Here is a 24,131-nt window from a genome sequence, read left to right as displayed (position 1 = left end):
CCCTCCCCACCCACATCCCCCGGGGGCCGCGGTCACCCCACCGCCCCCCGTCCGCCCCGGCGCCCGAGCCGAGAACGGTCACCTCACCGAACGCCCCGAACCCGCCGGGCCTGAGCGTGCTGCCACACTTCGCCAATGACCAATTCCAAGGAGACCGTCCGCCAGTTCCTGCTGCAGGTGCGCTCGGGCCTGCACCCCGACCGAGCCGGTCACTTCATGGCCGACCGGGTCCGAGCCCATCAGGTCGCCTCGGAGGCACCGGTGGTCGTGGAGCGGACGCCGCAGCAGTACACCGAGCACGTCCAGGAGATGATCGACGCGTACGGCCCTTTCACCCTCACCGTGGACGAGCTCCTCGCCGAAGGAGACCGGGTCTACGCCCGCTGGACCCAGCACGGGCGACACCTCGGACTGGTGGACCACCACCCGCCGACCGGTGCACAGGTCACGGCGATGACCAGTGCGGTCTATCGCGTCGAGGACGGACTCATCGTCGAGTACTGGATCCAGATCGACCGGCAGGGCATCACCGCCCAGCTGCAGCAAGCGGCCACCGAGCGCTGACCCCGCCTCGCCCCACAGGCATTGCCGATTACGCACAAGCGACTTGGCGAGACAGAAACACCCAGGCTGCGAAGCCCGAGGTCCGGTCAGGAGACCCCAGCGCCGAGCAAACCCTCGCAGGGCTCCCCGCTTCGGCCCGGCAGATGCTGCTGACCGGGCGCTGGGCGGGCAGGATCCGCCGAAGGCTGGTGGCACGACCGGACTGAGCGGCCCGCGCAGTCCGAGAACGACGAAGGGCCAGCCTCCGGGGAAACACCCCGTGAGCTGGCCCTTCTCGCGTTCTCCAGCGCTTCGCGCTGCGTGCCCCATGCAGGATTCGAACCTGCGACACCGGCTTTAGGAGAGCCGTGCTCTATCCCCTGAGCTAATGAGGCGGGGGTCCGGCCGGTGGTGCTGATCCACAAGCTGACCTCTGACACATTAGCGGATCCTTCGGCGGGGGTCGCCCAGGTATAGGAGTCGACGGGGGCCGGGGCTAGCCTGCCGCGCATGGAGATCGGGGCGTTGGTCGGGATCGGGCGGACGGCGGATGTGTTCGAGTACGGGGGCGGGCGGGTGCTGCGGCGGTACCGGGACGGGTTCGACGCGTCCTGGGAGGTCACGGTGATGACGCACCTACGCCGACACGGGTATCCGGTGCCGGCGGTGTGGGCCGGGGGCGGAGCGGCCGAGCTGGTGCTGGAGCGGTTGGACGGGGGGACGATGATGGCCGGGCTGCTCGCCGGGGAGGTGGACGGAGAGTGGGCCGGGGCGGTGCTGGGGCAACTGTTGGAGCGGCTGCACGCGGTGCCGGCCCAGGAGTCGACCGACCCCGCGCACCGGGTGCTGCACCTGGACCTGCACCCCGACAACGTCTTCCTGACCGCCCGGGGCCCGGTGGTGATCGACTGGGCCACCGCTATGGACGGGCCACCCGGGCTGGACCGGGCGATGTCCGCGTTGATCCTGGCCCAGGCCGCCCTCACCATGCCCGAGGTCGGGGCGGTGGCGCGGGCCACGCTGCGCGGGCTGCTGCGGCAACTGGGCGGCACGGAGGGGATGTTGCTGACCCAGGCCAGGGCCCGGCGGGCCGACAATCCGACCATGAGCGCGACGGAGATCGCCGCCCTGGACGGGGCCTTGGCGCTGATCGCCGAGGTGGAGCGGGAGTTGGGACGGTAGGCGCCTCGCGGTGACGAGCCCCCGGCCAGGACGAGTACGACCGCGCCGACGACGGGCGCGGCTACCGCCGTTCCGGTGACGCGGGCGGCCGGCCGGGCTGGCCTCCGGGGCGGGGTGGGGCGGCGCGATCAGGATGGGGCGGATCGATGCGGGACCGGGCGGGAGCAGGCCGCCGGGCGGGACGAGGCGAGAGGAGGGGCGATGTCGGACGCGCACAACGTGGTGCTGCTGGGCTTCGCCGGCAGCGACGGGTGGCAGGCCGCGTACGAGGAGGCCCGGCATCTGCCGGGGGTGCGACAGGTGTCCGCGGTGGTCCGGTCGGCCGACGGCGAGCTGCAGGTGCCGGAGAGCTGGGCCAAGAACGCGGGCATGCCGACGGCCGGGGCGAGCGTGGTCGGCGGGCTGGTCGGGGCACTCGGCGGGCCGATCGGGGCCCTGCTCGGGATGGCCGCCGGCGCGGCGCTCGGGAACGCGGCGGAGAGCAACCGCGACACCGAGGGAGGCGCGGGCCTGATCGTACTGGCCGCCCGGGTCGAGGACGGGACGGCCCTGCTGGTGGTCGAACTGCACGAGCACTCCCCCGCCCCGACGGACGAGTTGGCCGCCCGCCACGGCGCGACGGTGGAGCGCATCCCGGCGGAGGAGTTCGCCGAGCAGGTGCGCAGTGCCGAGGCGGCGGCCGAGGAGAAAGAAGAGGAAGAGGAGGGATAGCCGAGGGGCAGGGACAGGGGGTCGGCCTTGAGCGGTGGCTGCATACCGGGTATACATACTCGGTATGCCGATAGGTGCTGCGCAGTTACTGCGGCACCGCCATGCCGACTTTCAAGGGGGAGACAACGTGAGCTCACCGACTCCACAGCCCGTGCTTCAGCTCCAGGGCGTCACGCGCGTCCACGGCCAGGGCGCCGCCCAGGTCCATGCCCTCAGAGGGGTGGACCTGGAGGTACGGGCGGGTGAGTTCGTCGCGGTGATGGGCCCGTCCGGCTCGGGCAAGTCGACCCTGCTGACCCTGGCCGGCGGGCTGGACTCGCCGTCCCAGGGTCAGGTGGTGGTCGAGGGGACGGTGCTCGGGCAGCTCAGCCGCAAGGGGCTGGCCCGGGTGCGGCGGCGCAGCGTCGGCTACGTGTTCCAGGACTACAACCTGATCCCGGCCCTCACCGCGGCGGAGAACGTGGCGCTGCCGCGCGAGTTGGACGGGATAGCCAGCCGGGCGGCCCGGCGCGAGGCGGTGGCCGCGCTGACCGAGCTGGGCATCGAGGACCTGGCGGACCGCTTCCCGGACCAGCTCTCGGGCGGCCAGCAGCAGCGGGTGGCGATCGCCCGCTCGCTGATCGGCGACCGCCGGTTGGTGCTGGCGGACGAACCGACCGGCGCGCTGGACTCCGCGACGGGTGAGGCCGTGCTCGCGGTGCTGCGGGCCCGCTGCGATGCGGGGGCCGCCGCGATGATGGTCACCCACGAGACCCGGCACGCCAGTTGGGCGGACCGGGTGGTCTACCTATCGGACGGCCAGAAGGTCGACCAGCGGCAGATGGAGCGGAAGATCCCCGGCCAGTACGGCGAGAGTCGGTACGGCGAGGGCCAGTACGCCGAGGGCCAGCCGGGCAACGACCGGTTCGGCCGTGGCCAGGTGGCCCGGTGATGCTCTCCTCCTGGGGTCCCGCGCTGCGGATCGCCCGCCGTGACGCCCTGCGCGCCAAGGGCCGCAGCGCCCTCGTCCTCGCCATGATCGCGCTGCCCGTGCTGGGCGTGACGGGTGCCGACATCGTCTACCGCTCGGCCCAGTTGACCCCGGTCGAGCAGGCGGCCCGGCAGATCGGCGGCGCCGATCTGTTCGTCCGCTCCATCGCCCCGGGCGAGACGGTGCTGCAGGCACCCAACTCCGACACGGAGTTCCTCAGCACCCAGGCCAAGCCGCTCACCGTCGAGCAGCAGCGCAGCTCGACCGCCGACCCGGCCAAGCTGATCGCCGAACTGCTGCCCGCCGGCAGCAAGTTCACCCCGGTGAAGACCGGCCCGACGGTCGGGGCGAGCTCCCGCGAGGGGCTGCTCCGGACCGAGACCACCGAGGCCGACCTGACCGACAAGGCCTGGGCGGGCCGGCTGGACCTGGTGGACGGCAAGGCGCCGTCGGCCGCCGGTCAACTGGCCGCCACCCAGGCGTTCCTGGACCAGGCCGGGCTGAAGGTGGGCGACACCACCAAGGTGCAGGGGCTGGAGTCGACGCCCTTCACCATCACCGGGGTGGTCGAGCACCCGGGTGATCTGCGCAAGGTCGAGCTGGTCGCACGGCCGGGTGAACTGCTGCCCGCGCTGGATAAGTTGAACCCACCGGTCGGCGGGCCCGCCGACCCGACGGCCAACAGGCCCAAGGGTGGTGCCAGTTGGCTGGTGGAGCTGCCCACCGGCGCGGCCGCCACCGCGGACTGGGCCAAGGTCCGCGAGCTCAACAAGTACGGCTACACGGCGACTTCGCACGAGGTGGCGCTGCACCTGCCGCCCAAGTCCGACGTCCCCTACTACGCGAACCGGGTGAGCCTCACGGACAGCTCGGACCAGCTGACCATGGCGGTGGTCGCGGTGGTGACGGTGATGGCGCTGCTGGAGGTGGTGCTGCTGGCCGGCCCGGCCTTCGCGGTCGGTGCGCGCCGCTCGCGCCGCCAGCTCGGGCTGCTGGCCGCCACCGGCGGTGACCGCTCGCACGTGCGGTCCGTCGTCCTGGGCAGCGGTGCCGTGCTCGGGGCCGCGGGTGCGGTGGTCGGCGTGGCGGCCGGCGTCCTGGCCGTCGCGGTGACCCGCCCCTGGGCGGAGGCGATCGCCGGGGCCCGGTTCGGGCACTTCGCCCTGGAGCCGGCGGAGCTCGCCGGCATCGCGCTGCTCGGTCTGGCCACCGGTCTGCTGGCCGCCCTGGTGCCCGCCGTGCAGGCGGCCCGCCAGGAGGTCACCGAGGCGCTGCGGGCACGGCGCTCGCCCAAGCCCGCCAACGGCAGGCCGGCCGTGCTCGGCGCACTGATGCTGGCCGGCGGTGCGGCGCTGGCGCTGTACGGCGCGGTGACCGACTCCGGCCGGGGCATGATCGTGGCCGCCGGGATGGACCGGCCGATGCTGGCCGTGGCGGGCGGCTCGATCGCCGCCGAGCTCGGCGTGGTGATCTGCACCCCCTTCCTGGTCGGCCAGATCGGGCGGCTCGGCCGCTGGCTGCCGCTCAGCCCGCGGCTGGCGCTGCGCGACGCCGTCCGGCACCGGGCCAGGACCGCCCCCGCCGTGGCGGCCGTGCTGGCCGCCGTCGCCGGCTCGGTGGCCGTCGGCATCTACACGGCCAGCTCGGACGCGCAGGCCCGGGCCGAGTACCACGCCACCATGCCGAGCGGCGCCGTCTCGCTGCAGCTCTTCGGCGACCAGGCCAAGCTGCCCGGAGCGGTGGCGGCGCTCGCCACTGCCATGCCCGGCCTGGGCGAGCGGGCCGACGTGGGGACCGCGACCTACGTGTTCTGCCCGACCTGCAGCAGCTATGCCGAGCTCCAGGTCCCGGCCGGCGCCACCCCGCAGCCGGGCTCCCGGCTCTCCGGCTTCCCCGGGGTGCGGGTGGGTGACACCACCCTGCTGCACAACCTGTTCGGGGTGCGCGACCCGGCCGTGGAGGCGGCGCTCGGCTCGGGCAAGACGGTGGTCTTCGACCCCGCGTACGTCAAGGACGGCAAGATCTCGCTCAAGCTGACCGGCAGCGCCGGGGTGGTGCAGCCCGGGCAGACGCCGAAGCCCGCCGTCAGCTACGTGAGCGTGGACGCGGTGGTGTTCGACCGGCCGGCGGCCGCCGCGTTCGGGCCGGTGCTGCTGAGCAAGGCCGCCGCCCAGGGGGCCGGGCTCCAGGCGCAGGTGACCGGGGCGGTCTGGCTGCCCGCGCAGGTGCCCAGCGCCAAGGAGGAGCAGCGCGGCGCCGCCGCCGCGGCCTCCCTCGGGGTGCACAGCGAGGTCCGGGTGGAGCGCGGGTTCCACCCGAGCTACGACCTGGTGCCGCTGGCGCTGACCGCCTTCTCGGCGCTGGTCGCGCTCGGCGCGGCGGGCATCGCCACCGGGCTGGCCGCCGCCGATTCGCAGCAGGACCTGACCACCCTCGCGGCCGTCGGCGCCACCCCGGGCATCCGCCGCCGGCTGAGCGGCTTCCAGGCCGGGGTGATCGCCACCCTGGGCGCGGTGCTGGGCACGGTGAGCGGCTTCGTGCCGGCCGTGGCCCTGCGCGAGCTGCGCAACAGCGCGATGCGCGGGCTCTCCGGCGAGGGGGTGCACGTGGTGGTCGCCCCGGTGGCCGTGCCCTGGACGGAGCTGCTGGTGATCCTGATCGGGGTGCCGCTCGCGGCGGTGCTGCTGGCCGGCCTCTGCACCCGGGCCCGGCTGCCGCTGGCCCGTCGGGCCGAATGAGCGGCCGTCAGGCCGGGACGAACGACGGGCGGGCCGAATGAGCGACCGCCGACGGGGTGGGGGTGAGCGCGGGGGCGCTCACCCCCACCGGGCGCTGGGTATCCTGATCTGCTCTCTTCGGCACACTCCTGACGGATCGTCAGACCAGTACGCCGATCGGATGATCGGATCAAAGGCTCTTGAGCGTCGCCATCCGCACCCTCCGCTCCCCCTCCGGCTGGCTCCTCCCCGGCCTGCTCGCCCTGCTGCTCGGGCTCTACCGGATCGACACCCCCGAACTCTGGCGGGACGAGATCTCCAGCTGGAGCGCCGCCGCCCGGCCGCTGCCGGAGCTCTTCGCGATGCTCGGCAACGTGGACGCCAGCAGCGGCACCTACTACGTGCTGCTGCACCTGTGGAGCGCGCTCTTCGGCGACTCCACCCTGAGCCTGCGGCTGCCCTCCGCCCTGGCCATGGGCGGGGCCGCCGGCCTCACCGCCCTGGCCACCCGCCGCTGGTACGGCAGCGCCCCCGCCGGGCTGGCGGCCGGGCTGCTCTTCGCGGTCTGCCCGAGCGTCTCAGCGTACGCGCAGGAGGTGCGCGCCTACGCGCTGGTGACCTGCGCGGCGGCCGGCGCCACCCTCTGCCTGCTGCGCGCCCTGGACCGGCCCGCCTTCGGGCGGTGGGCCTGGTACGGCGGCTGCACGGTGGCCGCCGGGGCGCTGCACCTGGTCTCGCTGACCGGCCTGATCGGCCACGCCGTGGTGGTGGCCCTGGTCGCCTGGCCGGCCCGGCAGCCCTGGCGGCTGGTGCGGCAGTGGGCGCTGACCGTGACCGTCACGGTGCTGCCGCTGGTGCCGCTGGCCCTGCTCGGGCGCCGGCAGTCCGACCGCCAGCTGGGCTGGATCCCCGCGCCCACCCTGGACGCGCTGCGCACCTTCGGGCCCTCGCTGGTCGGCGGCTGGCACGTCTGGCACGCCTTCGAGGTGCTCACCGTGCTGGCCCTGCTGCTGGTGCACCGGCGGGCGCTGGGCCCGCTGGCCATGGCCGCCCTGCCCGCCCTCGCGGTCTGGGCCTACTCGCACGGCTCCACCTCGTATTTCCTCGACCGGTACCTGCTCTTCACCCTCCCGGCCTGGGCCATGCTGGCGGCCGGCTGCCTGGCCACCCGGCGCGGGCCCGCCGCCTGGGTGCGGGTGCTGCTCGCGCTCGCGCTGGGCGTGACCGTGCTGCTGCTCGGGGTGCCGGAGCAGCGGCGGAACCGCCAGGAGATCGCGCACAGCGCGGTGGACTTCCGAGGCGCGGCGCAGGTGATCGCCGCCGGGTACCGGCCCGGGGACGGCATCGTCGCGCTGGCCGGCTGGGACGCCTGGCGGATGATCGGACCGGGGGTGGCCTACTACCTGCCGGCCCGGGTCCGGCCGTACCCTTTCCTGCTGGCCGAGACGGCGGTGCGGGCGGACGACCTCTACCCCGTGCCCTGTCCGGACCCGGCGGCCTGCATCGGTGCCGTGACCCGGGCCTGGGTCGTTACCATCGGGCCGGGGAACGACCCGTACGCGAACCTGCCGGCGGACCAGACCGCGGCGCTGCGGTCGGTGTTCACCCCGGTGGAGATCAGCCACCCCCGCATGCTCACCGTCTCGCTGCTGAGGCGGACCCGCCCCTGAACCACAGACCCCCCGCACGACGGAAGGCTCAGACGTGACTGCCCCTGAGGAGACGACCTTCGCCGATCTCGGCAAGGTCCTGGTGATCATCCCGACCTACAACGAGGCCGAGAACGTCGAGCGGATCGTCTCCCGCGTCCGTGCCGCCGTCCCCGAGGTCCACGTCCTCGTCGCCGACGACAACAGCCCCGACGGCACCGGCGACATCGCCGACAAGCTCGCCGCCACCGACGACCACGTCCAGGTCATGCACCGCAAGGGCAAGGAAGGCCTCGGCGCCGCCTACCTCGCCGGCTTCCGCTGGGGCATCGACCACGGCTACAGCGTCCTCGTCGAAATGGACGCCGACGGCTCCCACCAGCCCGAGGAACTCCACCGCCTCCTCACCGCCCTGCGCGGCGCCGACCTCGTCCAGGGCTCCCGCTGGGTCCCCGGCGGCAAGGTCGTCAACTGGCCCAAGTCCCGCCTCCTCATCTCCCGCGGCGGCTCCTTCTACTCCCGCATGATGCTCGGCGTCCCCATCAAGGACGTCACCGGCGGCTACCGCGCCTTCCGCAAGGAGACCCTCCTGGGCATCGGCATGGACGAGGTCGCCTCCGCCGGCTACTGCTTCCAGGTCGACCTCGCCTGGCGCACCGTCAAGGCCGGCTTCAAGGTCGTCGAGGTCCCGATCACCTTCATCGAGCGCGAATTCGGCGCCTCCAAGATGAGCCGCAACATCCTCGTCGAAGCCCTCTTCCGCGTCACCGGCTGGGGCATCAACAGCCGCATCCAGAAGCTCACCGGCAAGACCGGCAGGTAGCGCTGAAGGTGCGTCAGCCCGGGGGCCGGGTGACCATGGGGTGTGCGCACGGACTGGCGGGCCAGGTGGGGCGAGCTGCGGGCGGTGCCCGATCGGGTGCCCCTGGTGGGGCGGGCCGTCGGGCAGCTCGTTCGGGTGAACCTGCTGGACTGCGCCACCCGGCTGGCCGCCCAGGCCTTCCTCAGCGCCCTGCCCGCCCTGCTGGTGCTCGCCGTCTTCGCCCCGGCGGCGGTGCGCAGCGGGGTGACCGGCTCGCTCCGCGACCAGCTGGGCCTCTCCGGCCCGGCCCAGGAGCAGGTGCAGCAGCTGATGGCGGCCGGGCGCAGCGACGTCTCGGACAGCTTCGGCCTGCTCGGGGTGCTGGTCACCCTGCTCTCCGCCACCACGCTGAGCCGGGCCATGCAGCGGGTCTGCGAACGCTGCTGGGAGTCGCCCAAGAGCGGCGCCCGGGTGGCCGCCTGGCGCTGGCTCGCCTGGCTGGTGGTCTGGCTGGCCTTCCTGGTCTTCGAGGGCCCGCTGCGCAAGGGCTTCGGAGCCGGCCCGGGCCTCGGGCTGCCGCTGCTCGCCCTGGCCGCCACCGCCATCTGGTGGTGGACCCAGCACCTGCTGCTCGGCGGCCGGGTGCGGTGGTACCCGCTGCTGCCGGGGGCCCTGCTCTGCGGCGTCTCCGTGGTCGGCGTCAGCGTGGCCGGGCAGGTCTACCTCCCCCGGGCGATGACCCAGAGCGTGCAGAAGTTCGGCCCGTACGGAGTGGTGTTCACCTCGCTGAGCTGGCTGATCGTGCTGTTCACCGCCGTCACCTGCGCGATCGCGCTGGGCCGCGTGCTGGCCGAGGAGCCGCCCCTGGCCCGGTGGCTCGGCACCCGCACCGAACCCGGCCACTGGGGCGGCCCGCCGAGCCCGGCCCCGGGCGGGGAGCCGGGCCCGGACACGCCTCGGGGCGGGGAGCGGGTCGGCTGACCCCGCTCCCCGCCCCGGTGCTCCTCAGAGCAGGCGCAGCAGGCGGGACATGATCGACGGCGGGTTGAGGTCGCCCTGGAGGGTGACCGGCACCTCGACCTTGCCGTCGCCCTCGCCGGCCGAGACGGTGCCGACCTGGGTGCCGGACTTCACCGTGTGACCGAGCTTGGCCTTGTCCAGCGTCACCTTGGCCGTGATGCCGGGCCAGCCCGCGACCGTCAGGTCCTGGGCCGCGACCACCGAGGTCTTGCCGCCGAGCCCGTTGTCCACGTACCCGACCACCTGGCCCTGCTTGGCCAGGGTCTGACCGGTGAGGCCGTTCTGCGCGGCCGTGATGATCTTCTGGCTGACGGTCTGGGCCGCCTTGAGGATGTTGTCGGAGGTCGTGGCCGGCTGACCGAGCGTCACCCCGAGGATCAGCCGCTTGACGCCGCCGATCTCCTTGACCGCCGCCCACATCAGGCAGGAGCCGGCCGGGGTGGAGGAGCCGGTCTTGACGCCGATCACGCCGTTCTTCGCCGAGAGCAGGTAGTTGGTGTTGTAGACCCGCTGCCCGTTGAAGGTGGTGTCCGGGGTGGCGACCACCTGACGGAAGATCTCGTTCTGCATCGCGAGCTCGGCCAGCTTGAGCTGGTCCTTGGCGGTGCTCTTGGTGTTGTTGTCGTACCCGGCCGGGTCGGCGTAGGTGGTGTTGGTCATGCCCAGCTTGGCGGCCTGGTCGTTCATCTTCTTCACGAACGCCTGCTCGCTGCCCGCGTCCCAGCGGGCCAGCAGCCGGGCCACGTTGTTGGCCGAGGGCAGCATCAGCATCTCGAGCGCCTCGTACTCGGTGAGCTGCTGGCCCTCCGTGAGGGTGACCCGGGACTGGTCGGCGTCGCTGGACTCCTGCGCCGCCTGCTTGTCCACGGTGAGCTTCGGGCCGCTCTCACCCTTCTTGAGCGGGTGGTCCTGGAGGATCAGCAGCGCGTTCATCACCTTGGTGACGCTCGCGATCGGCGCCGGGGTCTCCGTTCCCGAGCTGCCCAGGCTGCCCACCCCGACCACCTCGGCCACCGCCTGGCCCTTCCCGGGCCAGGGCAGCGCCGGCTGGTCACCGGCGAAGGTGAAGGAATCGGCGAGCGAGAGCTTGGTCTTCGGATCCGGCAGCGGGCGGAGCAGCTGCCCGGCGACCACCAGCCCGAGCACGAAGCCCAGGAAGACCGTCCAGATGGTGAAACGCTTGACGGCCCGGCGCAGCGGCGAGACCGGCCGCGCGCTGAGCGCCGCCAGCACCTCCATCGCCTCGGACGTGGTCTCCGGCGCCGGCAGCGGCGCCGGATCCGGCACGGGCAGCGGCGGCACCGGCTGCGGGACCGGCACCGGCTTCGGCGCAGGTACCGGCGTCGGCACGGGCGCAGGCTCCGGCTCCGGGCCCGGCTCCGGCACGGGCTCCGGCTCGACGGGCGGCTCGGGCACCGTCCCGCCGACGGGCGCACCGGCGGGGGCCTTGGCGGCACCCTTGAGCTCGGCACCGGCGAGGCCCCGGCTGTCCCGTATGGCGAGACGCGGGTCGACCCCACCGGGCTCGACACCCTCGGCAGCCTCGGCGGCCGAGGGCCGGGAGGAGGGGGCGCCGACGGCAGCGGAGGTCGCAGCGGCGGAGCCTGCGGCGGCAGAACCGGCGGAGGCGGCAGCGGAGGCGGGCTTGGGCGGCAGCCGGAGCATCTTGGTCTCGGCGCTCACCCCGGCGTCGGCCACCGGTGCCTCGGGAGCACTCCCGTCGGCAGCGGAGCCGGCGGCGGGCTCCTTCGGCTTCGCGGGCAGCCGGAGCATCTTCGTCTCCGCGCCCACCCCCGTGTCGACCGCCGGCACCTCGGGAGCACTCTCGGCAGCAGCAGCGCCGGGCGCGGCGGAGCCGCCGGCGGTCGCACCTTCGGCGGCGGGCTCCTTCGGCTTCGCGGGCAGCCGGAGCATCTTCGTCTCCGCGCCCACCCCGGTGTCGACCGCCCGCGCAGACTCGGCCTCGGGCTCGGGCTGCTCGGCCTCGGCTCCGGCCTGCTCCGCGCTCGCCCGCTCGGGGCCGGCGTGCTCGACGGCGACCTCCGCCGACTCGGCTGCGGGCTCGACGGCCTCGGGCTGATCAGCGTCCGCAGCAGGCTTCCCGGGCTTCGCCGCAGACTTCCCGGCGTCCGCCGAAGGTGCCGCAGGCTCCCCGGCCTTCGCCGCAGGCTCCCCGGCCTTCGCCGAGGGTGCCGCCGGCTTGCCGGCCTTCGCCGCCGCGTCTGCCGCAGGCTCAGCCGCCGCCACCACCGGGTCGGCCGGGAGGCGGATCGCGGTGGTCCTGTTGTCCGCGGGGAGGCGGAGGGTGGTGGTCTTGTTGTCGACTTCGCGGACCCGCAGGGTCACCGTCGAGTTCGGGCGGCCCTCTTCGGGGGTAGGGGTATCCCCTTCACCGTCGCGCCGCACACTGTCGGGGGACTCGCCCACGTGACCATTCCTCCTCGTCCGCCCGTGAAGGGCCGAAGCTCATTTCGCACGGCTTCCCGCCGCACTCCCGTAGCTGTACAGTCTCCGCCACCGGGCGCCGTAACGACGGCCACACCCCGCCCGACCGGCCGTTATTCTTCCGGGCGGCCGAGCGCGGGCCGCGCCGCGGGCCGTACCCCGTGAGGGACGCCGACCGCGCCGGGGGCGGTTCCGCGCGGCCTCCGCAAGGTCACGATTCGGAGGCGTACTCGACAAGCCGCTGTGAGAGGCGTCACTCTGTCTTCCATCCACGCGGGGAGGCTTGGATGGGCAAGAGCCGCAGAACCATTCCCGAGGAACTCCTGCTGCTCGCTCTGGACCCGACCACGGGCACCACAGCGCAGCCGCAGACCCTCGACCTCGGACTCGCCGGGGCACAGCTCGTCGAGCTGTCCCTGGCCGGACGAATCGTCCCGGACGGAGATCGGATCGCCGTGGTGATGCCACGGCCGACCGGTGATCCGACCCTGGACCACGCACTGGAACTGCTGCGCCGACGCGGCAGCCCGGTGCGGGCCGCACACTGGATCGGCGGGCCCCGACTGGGGCTCCGGCAGACCTACCTGGCGCACCTGGAACGGTGCGGCATGGTGACGGCCGTGCCGGGCCAGGTGTGCGGCGTGCTGCCGACGACGCGGTACCAGGCGTCGGACGACTGCACCAATGCCGCGATCAAGCAGCGGCTGGACACCGCCATCCGGACCGGCGTGCCACCGGACCCCAGGACGGCCGCACTGGCCGCACTGGCGCACTCGGTCGGCCTCGGGAAGCACCTCTATCCGGGTAACGAGGGACGGTCCTCGCGGTCACGGCTGCGCGACCTGATCCGTTACGACCCGCTCGGCGGGATGGTCGCGCACGCCGTCATGGACGTGCAGAACGGCCTTCCGGCGCAGCAGGGCCGGAGCACCGGCGGAGGCCGTCCGGTCGCCGCCCGGGCCGTCGCGGGTGGTCGAGGCGTGGCCACCCAGGTCGGCGCCCGGTGAGCAAGGGGGCCAGGCCCCATCAGCACTGAGCACCTCGGGGCGGCCCTCCCGGCAGCAGCTTGCCGGGAGGGCCGCCCTGTTTCCGTTTCCGCGGCCGTGCCCCGGGCAGGCTGCCGAACGTGGTGCCGGCGCATTACCGGCTCCGGTGGGTCGGGCGCAAGTAGCACTGTCACTTATGAGTGATTTTCTGACGATCTGTTCTATCGTCCTGGGTCGATTCCCCGGCGCCGACCCGAGCCAAGATGACATGCTGCTCCAAGTCAGGGGGGTTGGTACCAATTTCCACACTCTTCCGTGGCACGTCGGTCCTTGGCGTGCCAGAGGTCCGGCCGGAGGTCGATGTGTCCGCCAGCATCAATCCGACAGTGCGCCGACGGCGTCTCGGTGCCGAGTTGCGGCGCCTGCGCGAGTTGCGCGGCATGACGGCCGAGGAGGTGGCCGGCCGCCTGATGGTCTCCCAGTCGAAGATCAGCAGACTGGAGAACGGCCGACGCAGCATCAGCCAGCGGGACGTGCGCGACCTCTGCGACGTGTACGAGGTCGGTGACGAGCGGGTCCGGGCCGGGCTGATGGAGATGGCCCGCGAGTCCCGCCAGCGCGGCTGGTGGCACGAGTTCGGGGACATCCCGTACAGCGTCTACATCGGCCTGGAGGCCGAGGCCTCCTCGATCCGGGCGTACGAGACCAGCTACGTGCCCGGGCTGCTGCAGACCCGGGGCTACGCCGAGGCCGTGGTGGCGGGCAGTTCGCCCGACTACGACGCGGCCGCCGTGCGGCGCCGGGTCGACGTGCGGCTGAAACGGCAGAGCCGGGTCTACGGGGACAACCCACTGGGCAGCTTCTGGGTGGTCATAGACGAGGCCGTGCTCCGACGGGAGGTGGGCGGGCCGCAGGTGATGGCGGACCAGCTCTACCAACTGCTGGAGCTCGGCGAGCGGCCCAACATCAACATCCAGGTGATCCCGTTCAGCCACGGGGCCCACCCCGGCATGACCGGGACATTCTCCCTGATGGAGTTCCCGGAGTCGGCGGATTCCACGGTGGTCTACTTCGAAGGAGTGACGAGCGACCTCTACCTCGAGAAGGAGACCGACGTCCGCCGCTATACCCATATGTACGACCACCTGCGAGCGGCCGCGTGCAGCGTCGCGGAGACTCGCCACCTCATGAACACCTACGTCGAGAGGTTCACGAAATGAGCAGCAACCTGACCTGGCGCAAGAGCACCTACAGCGGCCCGAACGGCAACTGCGTCGAGATCGCCGTCCCGACCGCCGTCACCGTGGCCGTCCGTGACTCCAAGGACCCCGAGGGCCCCCAGCTGCACTTCTCCCAGGAGGCCTGGGCCGCCTTCGCCGCCGCCGCCGGATCCGGTGACTTCGGTACCGTCTGAAACGTTCGACTCCCCGGCCTGACCGGCCCGGTGCCCGCCGCCCCCCGTACGGCGGGCACCGCCGTTTCCGGATGCCGGTGCGTCAGATCGGGTACCGCTCCAGCCACGGGGTGCGCTCGCCCGCGCTGTGCAGCTCGGGGCCGTGCAGCAGCTCCAGGACGAAGTCGTCGGCGAGTTCGAGCAGGGTGGCCCGGCCCTCCAACCCGGCCACCAGGGCGGGCGGCAGGGCCGTCTCGCCGTGCAGGGCGCCCAGCAGGCTGCCGCAGACGGTGCCGGTGGAGTCGCTGTCGCCGGAGTGGTTGACCGCCAGCAGCAGGCCCGAGGTGACGTCGTGAGCCACCAGTGCGCAGTAGACCCCGATCGCCAGCGCCTCCTCGGCCACCCAGCCGGCCCCCAGCGCCTCGACCCGCTCGGCCGAGGGCTCGCCGGCCCGGACGGCGTCCAGCGCGGCCCGCAGCGCGGCCGTGGTCTCCTCGTGCGCGGGGCGCTCGGAGAGCAGCGCCAGCGCGAGGTGCACGCCCTCCTCCAGTGTGCCGCCCCGGGTGACGGTGTGCACGATCACGGCCAGCGCGCCCGCCGCCAGGTAGCCGGTGGGGTGGCCGTGGGTCAGCACCGAGCACTCCACGGCCAGTTGGAAGACCAGGCCGGGCTCCCAGGCGGTCAGCAGGCCGAACGGCGCGGCCCGCATCACCGTGCCGCAGCCCTTGGACTGCGGGTTGCGCGGCTCGTCCAGGGTGCCGAGCCGCTCGGCGTCCGGGCCGGTCAGCCCGGCCAGGCAGGTCTCGCCAGGGGCGCGCCGGCTGTAGAGCCACTCCTCCCGGCCCAGCCAGCCGAGGTCCTTGCGCCGCTCGTCCGGGCCCCAGTCCTGCTGGGTGGCCGCCCAGCGCAGGTAGGCCCGGTGCACGTCGGTGGGCGGGTGCCAACTGCCGCCGTCCCGGCGGATGTGGGCCCGGATCAGGCCGTCCAGGGTGAACAGCACCATCTGCGTGTCGTCGGTGACGGCGCCCCGGCGCCCGTACGCGGGCAGGTAGCCCGTGACGCCCATCGGGCCGTGCGCCTCGCGGATCGCGGCCAGCTGCTCGAACTCCACCCCGGCGCCCAGCGCGTCGCCGATCGCGCCACCGAGCAGGCAGCCGCGCACCCGGCTCCGGTAGTCCTGCTGCTGGGCTCGCGACCACAGGGGCATCACCGGCTGGCACCTTCCGTCGACCTCGGGGCAGCGCCGCCGGGGTCGGAGCGCACTCGCACTGTATTCGAATGCCTGGCCGGGTCAGCCGGGAAGTGGGAACACCAGCCCTTCAGCAGATCGTCACCCGGAGGAAAGATTCAGTCCAGCACCGGGAGCAGCTCGGGCAGGTGGCCGTCCGAGGCCAGGGCCGCCTGCCGGCGCTCCTCCGGCACCTCGCCGTAGAGGGTGGTGCGCTGGCGGTGCGGGCGGCCCGCCGCCTCGGCGATGGCCTGCAGGTCGCGGACGGACTTGTAGCTGCCGTAGGCGGAGCCGGCCATCCGGGAGATGGTCTCCTCCATCAGGGTGCCGCCCAGGTCGTTGGCGCCGGAGCGGAGCATCTCGGCGGCGCCCTCGGCGCCCAGCTTCACCCAGCTGGTCTGGATGTTGGGGATGTGCGGGTGCAGCAGCAGCCGGGCCATGGCCATCACCGCGCGGTTGTCCCGGGCGGTGGGGCCGGGCCGGGCGATGCCCGCCAGGTAGACCGGCGCGTTGGTGTGGACGAACGGGAGGGTGACGAACTCCGTGAAGCCGCCGGTCCGTTGCTGTATCTCCGCGAGCAGCCGCAGGTGGCCCAGCCAGTGGCTCGGGGTGTCCACGTGGCCGTACATCATGGTGGAGGAGGACCGGATGCCCAACTCGTGTGCGGTGGAGACCACTTCGACCCAGGTGGCGGCCGGCAGCTTGCCCTTGGTGAGCACCCAGCGGACCTCGTCGTCCAGGATCTCGGCGGCCGTGCCGGGGATGGAGTCCAGGCCCGCCTCCTTGGCCCGGGTGAGCCACTCGCGGATCGAAAGCCCCGTCCGGCTGGCGCCGTTGACCACCTCCATGGGCGAGAAGGCGTGCACGTGGATGCCCGGCACCCGCTCCTTCACCGCCCGCGCGATGTCGAAGTAGGCGGTGCCCGGCAGGTCCGGGTGGATGCCGCCCTGCATGCAGACCTCGGTGGCGCCCACCTCCCAGGCCTGGGCGGCCCGTTCGGCCACCTGCTCCAGCGAGAGGGTGTAGGCGTCGGCGTCGGTGCGGCGCTGGGCGAAGGCGCAGAACCGGCAGCCGGTGTAGCAGACGTTGGTGAAGTTGATGTTCCGGGTGACGCAGTAGGTGACGGTGTCGCCCACGGTGTCCCGCCGCACGTCGTCGGCGATGCCGCAGAGGGCGTCCAGGGCCGGGCCCTCGGCGTGGAAGAGGGTCAGCGCCTGCTCGTCGGTCAGCCGGGTCGGGTCCGCCGCCGCCACGGCCAGCGCGGCCCGCACGTCTCCGGTCAACCGCTCGACCTGGGCGGGCAGTTGCTCGCGCAGCGCCTCCCAGTCGCCGTAGACCTCCTCGAAGTCGGCCCGGCGGTCGCCGGTGCGGCCCTCGGTGTCGATGGTGCGGTGCAGCTCGGTGCGGCCCGAGGTCTGCAGCTCCTCCGGCTCCTGCCAGGGCAGGCCGACGGGCATCGCGTCCTCACGGGCCAGCCCGGTCTCCGGGTCGGCCAGCGCGCGCACGTGCGGCAGCAGCCGCGGGTCGAGCCAGGGCTCGCCGCGCTGCAGGTACTCGGGGTGCACGGTGAGCCGCTCGCGCAGCTCGAAGCCGTGCTCGGCGGTGCGGGCGGCCAGCTCGTCCAGGTGCGGCCAGGGCCGCTCGGGGTTGACGTGGTCGGGGGTCAACGGCGAGACCCCGCCCCAGTCGTCGATGCCCGCGCCGATGATCAGGCCGTACTCCCCCGCCACCAGGTTCGGCGGGGCCTGGATCCGGGCCGAGGGCCCGAGCACCAGCCGGCCCACCGCGATCGCGGCGGCCAGCTCCTCCAGCTCGGCGTCGGGCATCGCCCGCATCGCGGTGTCCGGCTTGGCCCGGAAGTTCTGCACGATCACCTCCTGGATGCCGTGGTACTGCCGGGCGGTGCGGCGGATCGCGAAGAAGGCCTCGGCCCGCTCGGTGAAGTCCTCGCCGATCCCGATCAGCACCCCGGTGGTGAACGGCACGGCGCTGCGGCCCGCGTCCTCCAACACCCGCAGCCGGACGGCCGGTTCCTTGTCCGGCGAGCCGTGGTGCGGGCCGCCGGGCTCGCTCCAGAGCCTGGTCGCCGTGGTCTCCAGCATCATGCCCATCGAGGGCGCCACCGGCTTGAGCCGCTGGAAGTCCTGCCAGCTCAGCACCCCGGGGTTGAGGTGCGGCAGCAGGCCGGTCTCCTCCAGCACCCGGATCGCCATCGCCCGCACGTAGGCCAGGGTGTCGTCGTACCCGTGCGCGTCCAGCCACTCCCGCGCCTCGGGCCAGCGGTCCTCGGGCCGGTCACCCAGGGTGAAGAGGGCCTCCTTGCAGCCGAGCGCGGCGCCCTGCCGGGCGATCTCGAGCACCTCGTCCGGGGAGAGGAACAGCCCCTTGCCCTCGGCCCGCAGCTTGCCCGGCACCGTGACGAAGGTGCAGTAGTGGCAGCGGTCCCGGCAGAGCCGGGTGAGCGGGATGAAGACCTTCTTCGAGTACGTGACCACGCCCGGCCGCCCGGCCGCCGCCAGCCCGGCATCGCGCACTGCCGCCGCACTCGCGCACAGCTCCCGCAGGTCCTCGCCCCTGGCCTGCAGCAGCACCGCCGCCTCGGCCACGTCGAGCGAGACACCCGTGCGGGCCCGGTGCAGCGCCCGTCGCATCGCGTTGGCGGTCGGACCGGCGGTGGGACTGGAGTCATGCGTAGCCATGGAGTGACCTTACGCGAACCGACTACTCCTCCGGGACTACGGCAACCCTGAGACCGTGTCAGGGTCGATTGCCCCGACAGACGTACGCGGAGTTGGCTCCCCAGGACGATGCCGGGCGGGGGTGCGGGCGGTTTCAATGGTGGTGCAGGGAAGTTGAGGATTTTCTGGCGGAGGGGAAGGCGTCATGGAGCAGAAGGACGTGTCGTACCGGCCGGGTCGGCGCCGGGCCGTGCGGGTGCTGGTGCCGGTCGCGGTGGTCGCGGCCATCGGCGCCGGGGTGGGCCTGGTGCCCGCGCTGGCGAGCGATTCGGCCCCGAGCCTGCCCACGCTGACGGCGGAGCAGCTGGTGGCCAAGGTGGCCTCGGCCGACGTGCAGTCGATGTCGGGCACGGTCAAGCTCTCGGTCGACCTGGGCCTGCCCACCGAGCTGATGGGCGCGGCGGGCGGCATGCTCGGCCGGGGCGGCTCGGGCCACGGCGGCTCGGACGAGGCGAGCAAGGCCGACCCGAAGGGCCAGGCGATGGCCCTGCTCGGCGGCGACCACACCATCCAGGTCGCGGTGGACGGGCCGGACCGGCAGCGGATCGGCCTGGTCGACAAGCTCTCCGGCTACGAGCTGGTGCACAACGGCTCGGAGGTCTGGGCCTGGGACAGCCGGAGCAACGAGGCCGTGCACCTGACGGCCCCGCAGGGCGCGGGCGGCGCGGCCGACAAGCACGTGCTGCCCAAGCGCGGTCTGGCCGACGCACCGGTCACCCCGCAGGAGGCGGCGAAGCAGCTGCTCGCGCACACCGGCGACACCACCTCGGTCACCGTGGACGGCACCGCGACGGTGGCCGGGCAGAAGGCGTACCTGCTGAGCGTCAAGCCCAAGCAGAGCGGCTCGACGATCGGCCAGATCCGCATCGCGGTGGACGCCGACAACGGCGTGCCCCTCTCGGTGATCGTGAAGTCGGACGCCGGCGCGACGGTGCTGGACACCCACTTCAGCCAGGTCTCCTTCGCCAAGCCCGACGCCAAGACCTTCGAGTTCACCGCCCCCAAGGGCGCCAAGGTGACGGAGCAGAAGGCCGGCCAGGGCGCGCCGAAGCCGGGTGCGGTCAAGCCGGAGGACGACCCCTGGACCTTCCTCGGCAAGGCCGAGGGCGCGAAGCCGCAGGGTGCCAAGCCCGAGGCCGGCAAGCCGGCGGGCGCCAAGTCCGGGGTGACGGGCACCGACTGGCTCACCGTGGTCAGCGGCTCGCTGCCCACCGGAGCGGCCTCGGCCGGGGCGGCCGGGCAGCACGGGCTGCCGGCGGGTGCGGCCGGCCTGTTCAAGTCGCTCGGCAAGCCGGTGGACGGCGGCCACCTGATCAGCACCAAGCTGGTCAACGTGCTGATCACCGACGACGGCCGGTACTTCGCCGGTGCCGTCACCCTGCCGGTGCTCCAGAACGCCGCCGGGGTGAAGTAGGTGACGGGCGCTCCTGCCCGGGGCGAGGCCCCGGACGACGTGATCCGCACCCGCGGGTTGACCAAGCGGTTCCGCGGCGGCCAGCTCGCCGTGGACGGGCTCGACCTGTCGGTGCCCCGGGGCAGCGTGTTCGGCTTCCTCGGGCCGAACGGCTCCGGCAAGACCACCACCATCCGGATGCTGATGGGCTTGATCGCCCCGACCTCCGGTTCGGCCGCCGTCCTGGGCGCGCCGATGCCGCAGTCGGTCGGCGCGGTGCTGCCCCGGGTGGGAGCGCTCATCGAGGGCCCGGCGCTGTACGGGCACCTCACCGGCCGGGCCAATCTGGCCCGGTTCGACGCCGCCGACCCGACCTCCGAGGGCCGCACCCGGGCCGCCCGGATCGACCACGCGCTGGAGCGGGTGGGCCTGACGGCGGCGGCCGGCAAGCGGGCCAAGGCGTACTCGCTGGGCATGAAGCAGCGCCTGGGCCTGGCCTCGGCGCTGCTCCAGCCGCGCGAGCTGCTGGTGCTCGACGAGCCGACCAACGGCCTCGACCCGCAGGGCATGCGGGAGATCCGCACCCTGGTCCGCGAGGTCGCGGCCGAGGGCACCACGGTCTTCCTCTCCTCGCACCTGCTGGACGAGATCGAGCAGGTCTGCACGCACGCCGCCGTGATGTCCAAGGGCCGGCTGATCGTCCAGGGCACGGTGGCCGAGCTGGCCGCCCGGGCCCAGGGCCGGCTGACCGTCCGCACGCCCGACACCGCGCTGGCCGCCGAGGTGCTGGCCGGGCACCGGCTCGACGGCCTGCAGGTCGAGGAGGGCGAGGTGGCGGCCGCCGCCGGGCAGTTGGACGGGGACGGGCTGGCCAAGCTGTGCGCGGCACTGGTGGAGGCCGGCGTCCGGGTGCAGGGCTTCGGTGTCCGGCGCGGCACCTTGGAGGACGCCTTCGTGGCGATGACCGGGGAGGGTTTCGATGTCGCAGGCTGAGGCGCTGCCGCTGCCACTGGGGGTCCGGCGGGCCAGCCTGGGCGGCTTCCTGGCCCTGTTCCGCAGCGAGCTCTCGCTGACCTTCCGCAAGGCCCGGACGATCGCCATGCTCGGCATCCTGGCCGCGCTGCCGGTGCTGATCGGCGTGGTGATCCGGATCCAGACCGGCGGCGCCGCCCGGGGCGAGGGCCCGGCCTTCGTCGCCCAGGTGACCCAGAACGGCCTCTTCCTGGTCTTCACTTCACTCGCCCTCTCCCTACCGGTCTTCCTGCCGATGACGGTGGGCGTGGTCGCGGGCGACTCGATCGCCGGCGAGGCGAGCACCGGCACCCTGCGCTACCTGCTGGTCGCCCCGGCGGGGCGCACCCGGCTGCTGCTGGCCAAGTTCTCCGCCGCGCTCTTCTTCTGCCTGGCGGCCACCGTGACGGTCGCCCTGGCCGCCCTGGCCACCGGCGCCGCGCTCTTCCCGCTCGGCAAGGCCACCCTGCTCTCGGGCGACACCATCGGCTTCGGCGACGCCCTGCTGCGGGCCGTGCTGATCGCCGCGGTGGTGGCCCTCTCGCTGGCCGGCCTGGCCGCGATCGGCCTCTTCGTCTCCACCCTGACCGGCAGCGGAGTGGCCGCGATGGCGGTGACGGTCGGCCTGGTGATCACGGTGCAGATCCTGGACAACTTCCCCCAGCTCGCGCCGATCCAGCCGTTCCTCTTCACCCACCAGTGGCTGAGCTTCTCGGATCTGCTGCGGCAGCCGATGCACTGGGACAACGTGCTGGAGGACCTGGGCCTCCAGGCGGTCTACGTGGCCGTCTTCGGCTCGGCCGCCTGGGCCCGGTTCACCGGGCGGGACATCAGCTCGTAGGCGAAAGTGCCTGGTCAGACCCTGGACGTCGCCGCCGCGCAGGCCAGTACCGGCAGCTGCGCGGGGGCGATCAGGAAGAGCGGCGACCAGTCGGGGCAGACCAGCCGGACGCCTGCGGTGAGGCCGTGCAGTCGGGCCCGGTGCGAGCCCTTGAGCTCCACCCGGTCGAGCCGGTACGGGCGTTCGAGGACGATGGCCGGGCGGCCGTGCCGCTGCCAGCGGATCAGGCCCGGGGTGATCAGCAGTTCGCCGGTCTCGGCCGCGTCCATCTCCCGCCGCACGGCGGGCACCCGCACGGCCTCCCCGTCCGGCCGGGGCAGACCACCGGCACGGCGGAACGGGCGGGCGAACTGCCCGGTGAGGTGGACCATCGCGACCCCATCCTGTGGCGCGTCGGCGGGGCAGCCGAGCGGGGTAGGTACGGCAAGGGGGACGTTAGCAGGACTGGACCACGGTTGAGGAGATCCGGAAACGAGATCTTCACGCGCTGACCGCTCGGTGATCTTCAGGCAGTGGCCTCCCGGGCCTGCGCCGCTGCCCGATCGCGCAAGCCCCGCAGCGCGTCCCAGCTGAGCACCGCGAGCGCGGCCCAGACCAGTGCGAACCCGGCCCAGCGGGCCGGCGGCATCGACTCGTGGAAGACGGCGACGCCGATCAGGAACTGGAAGACCGGGGCCAGGTACTGGAGCAGCCCCAGCGTGCTGAGCGGCACCCGGACGGCCGCCGCACCGAAGCAGAGCAGCGGGACGGCGGTGATCAGCCCGCTGAGCATCAGCAGGCCGGTGTGCCCGAGGCCGTGGCCGAGGCTGCCCCGGCCGGTGACGCCCAGGTAGACCAGGTACCCGACGGCGAACGGGAAGAGCACCGCGCTCTCCACCGCGAAGCTCTCGGCCCCGCCCAGCCCGACCTTCTTCTTGAGCAGCCCGTAGACGGCGAAGGTGAAGGCCAGGGTCAGCGCGATCCAGGGCAGCCGCCCGTAGCCGATGGCGAGCACGGCCACCGCGAGGCCGCCGATGCCGACGGCCGTCCACTGGGCCGGGCGCAGCCGCTCGCCGAGCACCAGCACGCCGAGCCCGATGGTCACCAGCGGGTTGATGAAGTACCCGAGGCTGGTCTCCACCACGTGCCCGGAGTTCACACCCCAGATGTAGACGCCCCAGTTGACGGAGACCAGGACGGCCGCCGCCGCGCTCAGCGCGAGCCGCCGGGGCTCGGCGAGCAGCGGGCGGATCCAGGCCCACTTGCGCTGGACGGCCAGCATCAGGGCCACGGCCACCAGCGACCAGGCCATCCGGTTGGCCAGGATGTCCACCGGGCCGGCCGGCTCGAGCAGCGGCCAGAACAGCGGGAAGAGCCCCCAGATCCCGTACGCCCCGGCCCCGTACCAGAGGCCGCGCGCCGCCTCCCCCTCGCTCTTCTCCACCATGCCCGGCCTGCCCTTCGAGTGCTGTCGTCGGGGTGACGCTAGCCCCCGGAGGGCAGGACTGTCATCTACGTATCCACGTTTTGGTCATGACACCGGGTACGGCACCGGGTACGGCACCGGGCAGGGCGCCGGGCCCCGGACCGACCGCCGCAGGTCAGGCGGACAGCGCCTGCTTCACCGTCTCGGCCAGCGGCACGGTGGGCCGGCCGATCAGCCTGGCCAGCTCGCCCGAGGTGCCGGCCAGCTCGCCGCGCCCGATGCCCTCCTCCACGTCCACGAACACGTCGGCGAAGGCCGCCGGCATCCCGATCGAGACCAGCACCTCGTGGTACTCCGGCCCGCTCAGGTCCCGCGCCACCACCGGCCGGCCCGACTCGGCGGCCAGCACCGCCGCGTACTCCTCGGGGCTCCAGGCCACGTCCCCGCTCAGCTCATACACCCGGCCCTCGTGCCCCTCGCCGGTGAGCACCGCCACGGCCGCCGCCGCGTAGTCCTGCCGGGGCGCGGTGGCCACCCGGCCGCCGCCGCTGGAGCCCAGCACCGCGCCGCCCTCCACCGCCCCGGCCGCGTGGGCGGTGTAGTTCTCGGTGTACCAGCCGTTGCGCAGCAGCACGGTGGGCAGGCCGGAGGCCAGCACCGCCTCCTCCGTCTCCCGGTGCTCGTCGGCCAGCCCGAAGGTCGCGGCGCCCAGGATGCTGGTGTACGCGAGCAGGCCGACCCCGGCGGCCTTGGCCGCCTCGACCACGGCCAGGTGCTGCGGGGTGCGCTTGCCGATCTCGTTACCCGAGATCAGCAGCACCCGGTCCCCCGCCGCGAAGGCGCCGGCCAGCGTCTCGGGCCGGTCATAGTCCACCTCCCGCACGCTGACCCCGCGCGCGGCCCAGTCCGCGGCCTTCTCGGCCGAGCGGACGGCCACCGCGACCTCGCTCGCGGGGACGACGGCCAGCAGGCCCTCGACCACGTGCCGGCCGAGCTGTCCGGTGGCTCCGGTGACGACGATCATCTGGTGCTCCTCAGGGGTTGTGGGGTCCTGCCTTCCCCACTCACCCTAGGAGGGGTACTTTCCTTCCGTAAGT

At 73.4% G+C, this 24,131-nt stretch carries 20 protein-coding genes and 1 tRNA gene; 14 read left to right on the top strand and 7 right to left on the bottom strand.

What is annotated here, in order from left to right; translation table 11 throughout:
* Positions 1–135: 135 nt before the first annotated feature.
* Positions 136–564, top strand: a complete 429-nt coding sequence (locus CFP65_RS22790; RefSeq protein ID WP_104817935.1) for an ester cyclase — start codon at positions 136–138, stop codon at positions 562–564.
* Positions 565–865: 301 nt separating this feature from the next.
* Here the strand turns inward: CFP65_RS22790 and CFP65_RS22785 are convergent.
* Positions 866–938 (bottom strand) — tRNA-Arg (locus CFP65_RS22785).
* Between the two features lie 115 nt (positions 939–1,053).
* Here CFP65_RS22785 and CFP65_RS22780 point away from each other — a divergent pair.
* The 7 genes from CFP65_RS22780 (at position 1,054) to CFP65_RS22750 (ending at position 9,555) form a co-directional block, all read left to right on the top strand.
* Positions 1,054–1,725, top strand: a complete 672-nt coding sequence (locus CFP65_RS22780) for a phosphotransferase (RefSeq protein WP_104817934.1) — start codon at positions 1,054–1,056, stop codon at positions 1,723–1,725.
* Between the two features lie 201 nt (positions 1,726–1,926).
* On the top strand, positions 1,927–2,436 hold the full coding sequence (locus CFP65_RS22775) for a histidine kinase (protein WP_104817933.1): 510 nt from the start codon (positions 1,927–1,929) through the stop codon (positions 2,434–2,436).
* A gap of 127 nt (positions 2,437–2,563) precedes the next feature.
* Positions 2,564–3,367, top strand: coding sequence for an ABC transporter ATP-binding protein (locus CFP65_RS22770; RefSeq protein ID WP_104817932.1), 804 nt, complete (start codon positions 2,564–2,566; stop codon positions 3,365–3,367).
* Positions 3,367–6,144: an FtsX-like permease family protein gene (locus tag CFP65_RS22765; protein ID WP_104817931.1), complete on the top strand. Its 2,778-nt coding sequence runs from the start codon at positions 3,367–3,369 to the stop codon at positions 6,142–6,144. Before CFP65_RS22770 ends, CFP65_RS22765 begins: the two co-directional genes overlap by 1 nt.
* A gap of 179 nt (positions 6,145–6,323) precedes the next feature.
* Positions 6,324–7,793: a glycosyltransferase family 39 protein gene (locus tag CFP65_RS22760; RefSeq protein ID WP_104817930.1), complete on the top strand. Its 1,470-nt coding sequence runs from the start codon at positions 6,324–6,326 to the stop codon at positions 7,791–7,793.
* Between the two features lie 34 nt (positions 7,794–7,827).
* The gene (locus CFP65_RS22755) at positions 7,828–8,595 is read left to right on the top strand and encodes a polyprenol monophosphomannose synthase (protein WP_104817929.1); all 768 of its coding nucleotides are present in this window, start codon (positions 7,828–7,830) and stop codon (positions 8,593–8,595) included.
* A gap of 42 nt (positions 8,596–8,637) precedes the next feature.
* A complete protein-coding gene (locus CFP65_RS22750; protein WP_104817928.1) occupies positions 8,638–9,555 on the top strand; it encodes a YhjD/YihY/BrkB family envelope integrity protein in 918 nt (305 codons plus the stop codon).
* A gap of 24 nt (positions 9,556–9,579) precedes the next feature.
* Here the strand turns inward: CFP65_RS22750 and CFP65_RS22745 are convergent, their stop codons facing one another.
* Positions 9,580–12,021 (bottom strand): D-alanyl-D-alanine carboxypeptidase, encoded by a 2,442-nt coding sequence (locus CFP65_RS22745; protein WP_158702318.1) that lies wholly within the window; start codon positions 12,019–12,021, stop codon positions 9,580–9,582.
* Between the two features lie 305 nt (positions 12,022–12,326).
* On the opposite strand from CFP65_RS22745, the gene CFP65_RS22740 reads away from it, so the two are divergent.
* The 3 genes from CFP65_RS22740 (at position 12,327) to CFP65_RS22730 (ending at position 14,439) form a co-directional block, all read left to right on the top strand.
* Positions 12,327–13,046, top strand: coding sequence for a GPP34 family phosphoprotein (locus tag CFP65_RS22740; protein WP_104817926.1), 720 nt, complete (start codon positions 12,327–12,329; stop codon positions 13,044–13,046).
* A 341-nt stretch (positions 13,047–13,387) separates the two neighbouring features.
* Complete coding sequence (locus CFP65_RS22735) at positions 13,388–14,245, top strand: helix-turn-helix transcriptional regulator (RefSeq protein ID WP_104817925.1); 858 nt, start codon at positions 13,388–13,390, stop codon at positions 14,243–14,245.
* Positions 14,242–14,439 (top strand): DUF397 domain-containing protein, encoded by a 198-nt coding sequence (locus CFP65_RS22730; RefSeq protein ID WP_104817924.1) that lies wholly within the window; start codon positions 14,242–14,244, stop codon positions 14,437–14,439. Before CFP65_RS22735 ends, CFP65_RS22730 begins: the two co-directional genes overlap by 4 nt.
* Before the next feature lie 82 nt (positions 14,440–14,521).
* Here the strand turns inward: CFP65_RS22730 and CFP65_RS22725 are convergent, their stop codons facing one another.
* Positions 14,522–15,625 carry an ADP-ribosylglycohydrolase family protein gene (locus CFP65_RS22725; RefSeq protein ID WP_104817923.1) on the bottom strand — a complete coding sequence of 368 codons (1,104 nt, stop codon included), beginning with the start codon at positions 15,623–15,625 and terminating at the stop codon, positions 14,522–14,524.
* Between the two features lie 140 nt (positions 15,626–15,765).
* The gene (locus CFP65_RS22720) at positions 15,766–18,297 is read right to left on the bottom strand and encodes a bifunctional FO biosynthesis protein CofGH (RefSeq protein ID WP_371682545.1); all 2,532 of its coding nucleotides are present in this window, start codon (positions 18,295–18,297) and stop codon (positions 15,766–15,768) included.
* Between the two features lie 232 nt (positions 18,298–18,529).
* On the opposite strand from CFP65_RS22720, the gene CFP65_RS22715 reads away from it, so the two are divergent.
* Genes CFP65_RS22715 through CFP65_RS22705 form a run of 3 tightly spaced genes read left to right on the top strand, consistent with a single transcriptional unit; the run spans position 18,530 to position 21,629 of the window.
* Positions 18,530–19,798, top strand: a complete 1,269-nt coding sequence (locus tag CFP65_RS22715) for a DUF2092 domain-containing protein (RefSeq protein ID WP_104817921.1) — start codon at positions 18,530–18,532, stop codon at positions 19,796–19,798.
* Positions 19,799–20,770 carry an ABC transporter ATP-binding protein gene (locus CFP65_RS22710; RefSeq protein WP_174805563.1) on the top strand — a complete coding sequence of 324 codons (972 nt, stop codon included), beginning with the start codon at positions 19,799–19,801 and terminating at the stop codon, positions 20,768–20,770.
* Entirely contained in the window at positions 20,757–21,629 is an 873-nt protein-coding gene (locus CFP65_RS22705; RefSeq protein WP_104817920.1) for an ABC transporter permease, read from the top strand. Before CFP65_RS22710 ends, CFP65_RS22705 begins: the two co-directional genes overlap by 14 nt.
* A 14-nt stretch (positions 21,630–21,643) precedes the next feature.
* On the opposite strand, the gene CFP65_RS22700 is transcribed toward CFP65_RS22705, so the two are convergent.
* The 3 genes from CFP65_RS22700 to CFP65_RS22690 all read right to left on the bottom strand — a co-directional run bounded on the left by CFP65_RS22700 (position 21,644) and on the right by CFP65_RS22690 (position 24,058).
* Positions 21,644–22,000 (bottom strand): hypothetical protein, encoded by a 357-nt coding sequence (locus CFP65_RS22700; RefSeq protein ID WP_104817919.1) that lies wholly within the window; start codon positions 21,998–22,000, stop codon positions 21,644–21,646.
* Positions 22,001–22,134: 134 nt separating this feature from the next.
* Complete coding sequence (gene rarD, locus CFP65_RS22695) at positions 22,135–23,055, bottom strand: EamA family transporter RarD (protein WP_104817918.1); 921 nt, start codon at positions 23,053–23,055, stop codon at positions 22,135–22,137.
* A 154-nt stretch (positions 23,056–23,209) separates the two neighbouring features.
* Positions 23,210–24,058, bottom strand: a complete 849-nt coding sequence (locus CFP65_RS22690; RefSeq protein ID WP_104817917.1) for an SDR family oxidoreductase — start codon at positions 24,056–24,058, stop codon at positions 23,210–23,212.
* Positions 24,059–24,131: the final 73 nt, after the last annotated feature.

Source organism: Kitasatospora sp. MMS16-BH015, from assembly GCF_002943525.1.
Classification (GTDB): domain Bacteria; phylum Actinomycetota; class Actinomycetes; order Streptomycetales; family Streptomycetaceae; genus Kitasatospora.
The sequence above is the reverse complement of the archived record's forward strand: the minus strand, read 5'-3'. Positions and strand labels throughout refer to the sequence as shown.

Bases quoted from the DNA above. Each gene is read 5' to 3' on its own strand.
- CFP65_RS22790 (WP_104817935.1), top strand. From the start codon at position 136: ATGACCAATTCCAAGGAGACCGTCCGCCAGTTCCTGCTGCAGGTGCGC.
- CFP65_RS22780 (WP_104817934.1), top strand. From the start codon at position 1,054: ATGGAGATCGGGGCGTTGGTCGGGATCGGGCGGACGGCGGATGTGTTC.
- CFP65_RS22775 (WP_104817933.1), top strand. From the start codon at position 1,927: ATGTCGGACGCGCACAACGTGGTGCTGCTGGGCTTCGCCGGCAGCGAC.
- CFP65_RS22765 (WP_104817931.1), top strand. From the start codon at position 3,367: ATGCTCTCCTCCTGGGGTCCCGCGCTGCGGATCGCCCGCCGTGACGCC.
- CFP65_RS22740 (WP_104817926.1), top strand. From the start codon at position 12,327: ATGGGCAAGAGCCGCAGAACCATTCCCGAGGAACTCCTGCTGCTCGCT.
- CFP65_RS22730 (WP_104817924.1), top strand. From the start codon at position 14,242: ATGAGCAGCAACCTGACCTGGCGCAAGAGCACCTACAGCGGCCCGAAC.
- CFP65_RS22725 (WP_104817923.1), bottom strand. From the start codon at position 15,625: ATGCCCCTGTGGTCGCGAGCCCAGCAGCAGGACTACCGGAGCCGGGTG.
- CFP65_RS22720 (WP_371682545.1), bottom strand. From the start codon at position 18,297: ATGCGACGGGCGCTGCACCGGGCCCGCACGGGTGTCTCGCTCGACGTG.
- CFP65_RS22715 (WP_104817921.1), top strand. From the start codon at position 18,530: ATGGAGCAGAAGGACGTGTCGTACCGGCCGGGTCGGCGCCGGGCCGTG.
- CFP65_RS22705 (WP_104817920.1), top strand. From the start codon at position 20,757: ATGTCGCAGGCTGAGGCGCTGCCGCTGCCACTGGGGGTCCGGCGGGCC.
- CFP65_RS22700 (WP_104817919.1), bottom strand. From the start codon at position 22,000: ATGGTCCACCTCACCGGGCAGTTCGCCCGCCCGTTCCGCCGTGCCGGT.
- rarD (WP_104817918.1), bottom strand. From the start codon at position 23,055: ATGGTGGAGAAGAGCGAGGGGGAGGCGGCGCGCGGCCTCTGGTACGGG.
- CFP65_RS22690 (WP_104817917.1), bottom strand. From the start codon at position 24,058: ATGATCGTCGTCACCGGAGCCACCGGACAGCTCGGCCGGCACGTGGTC.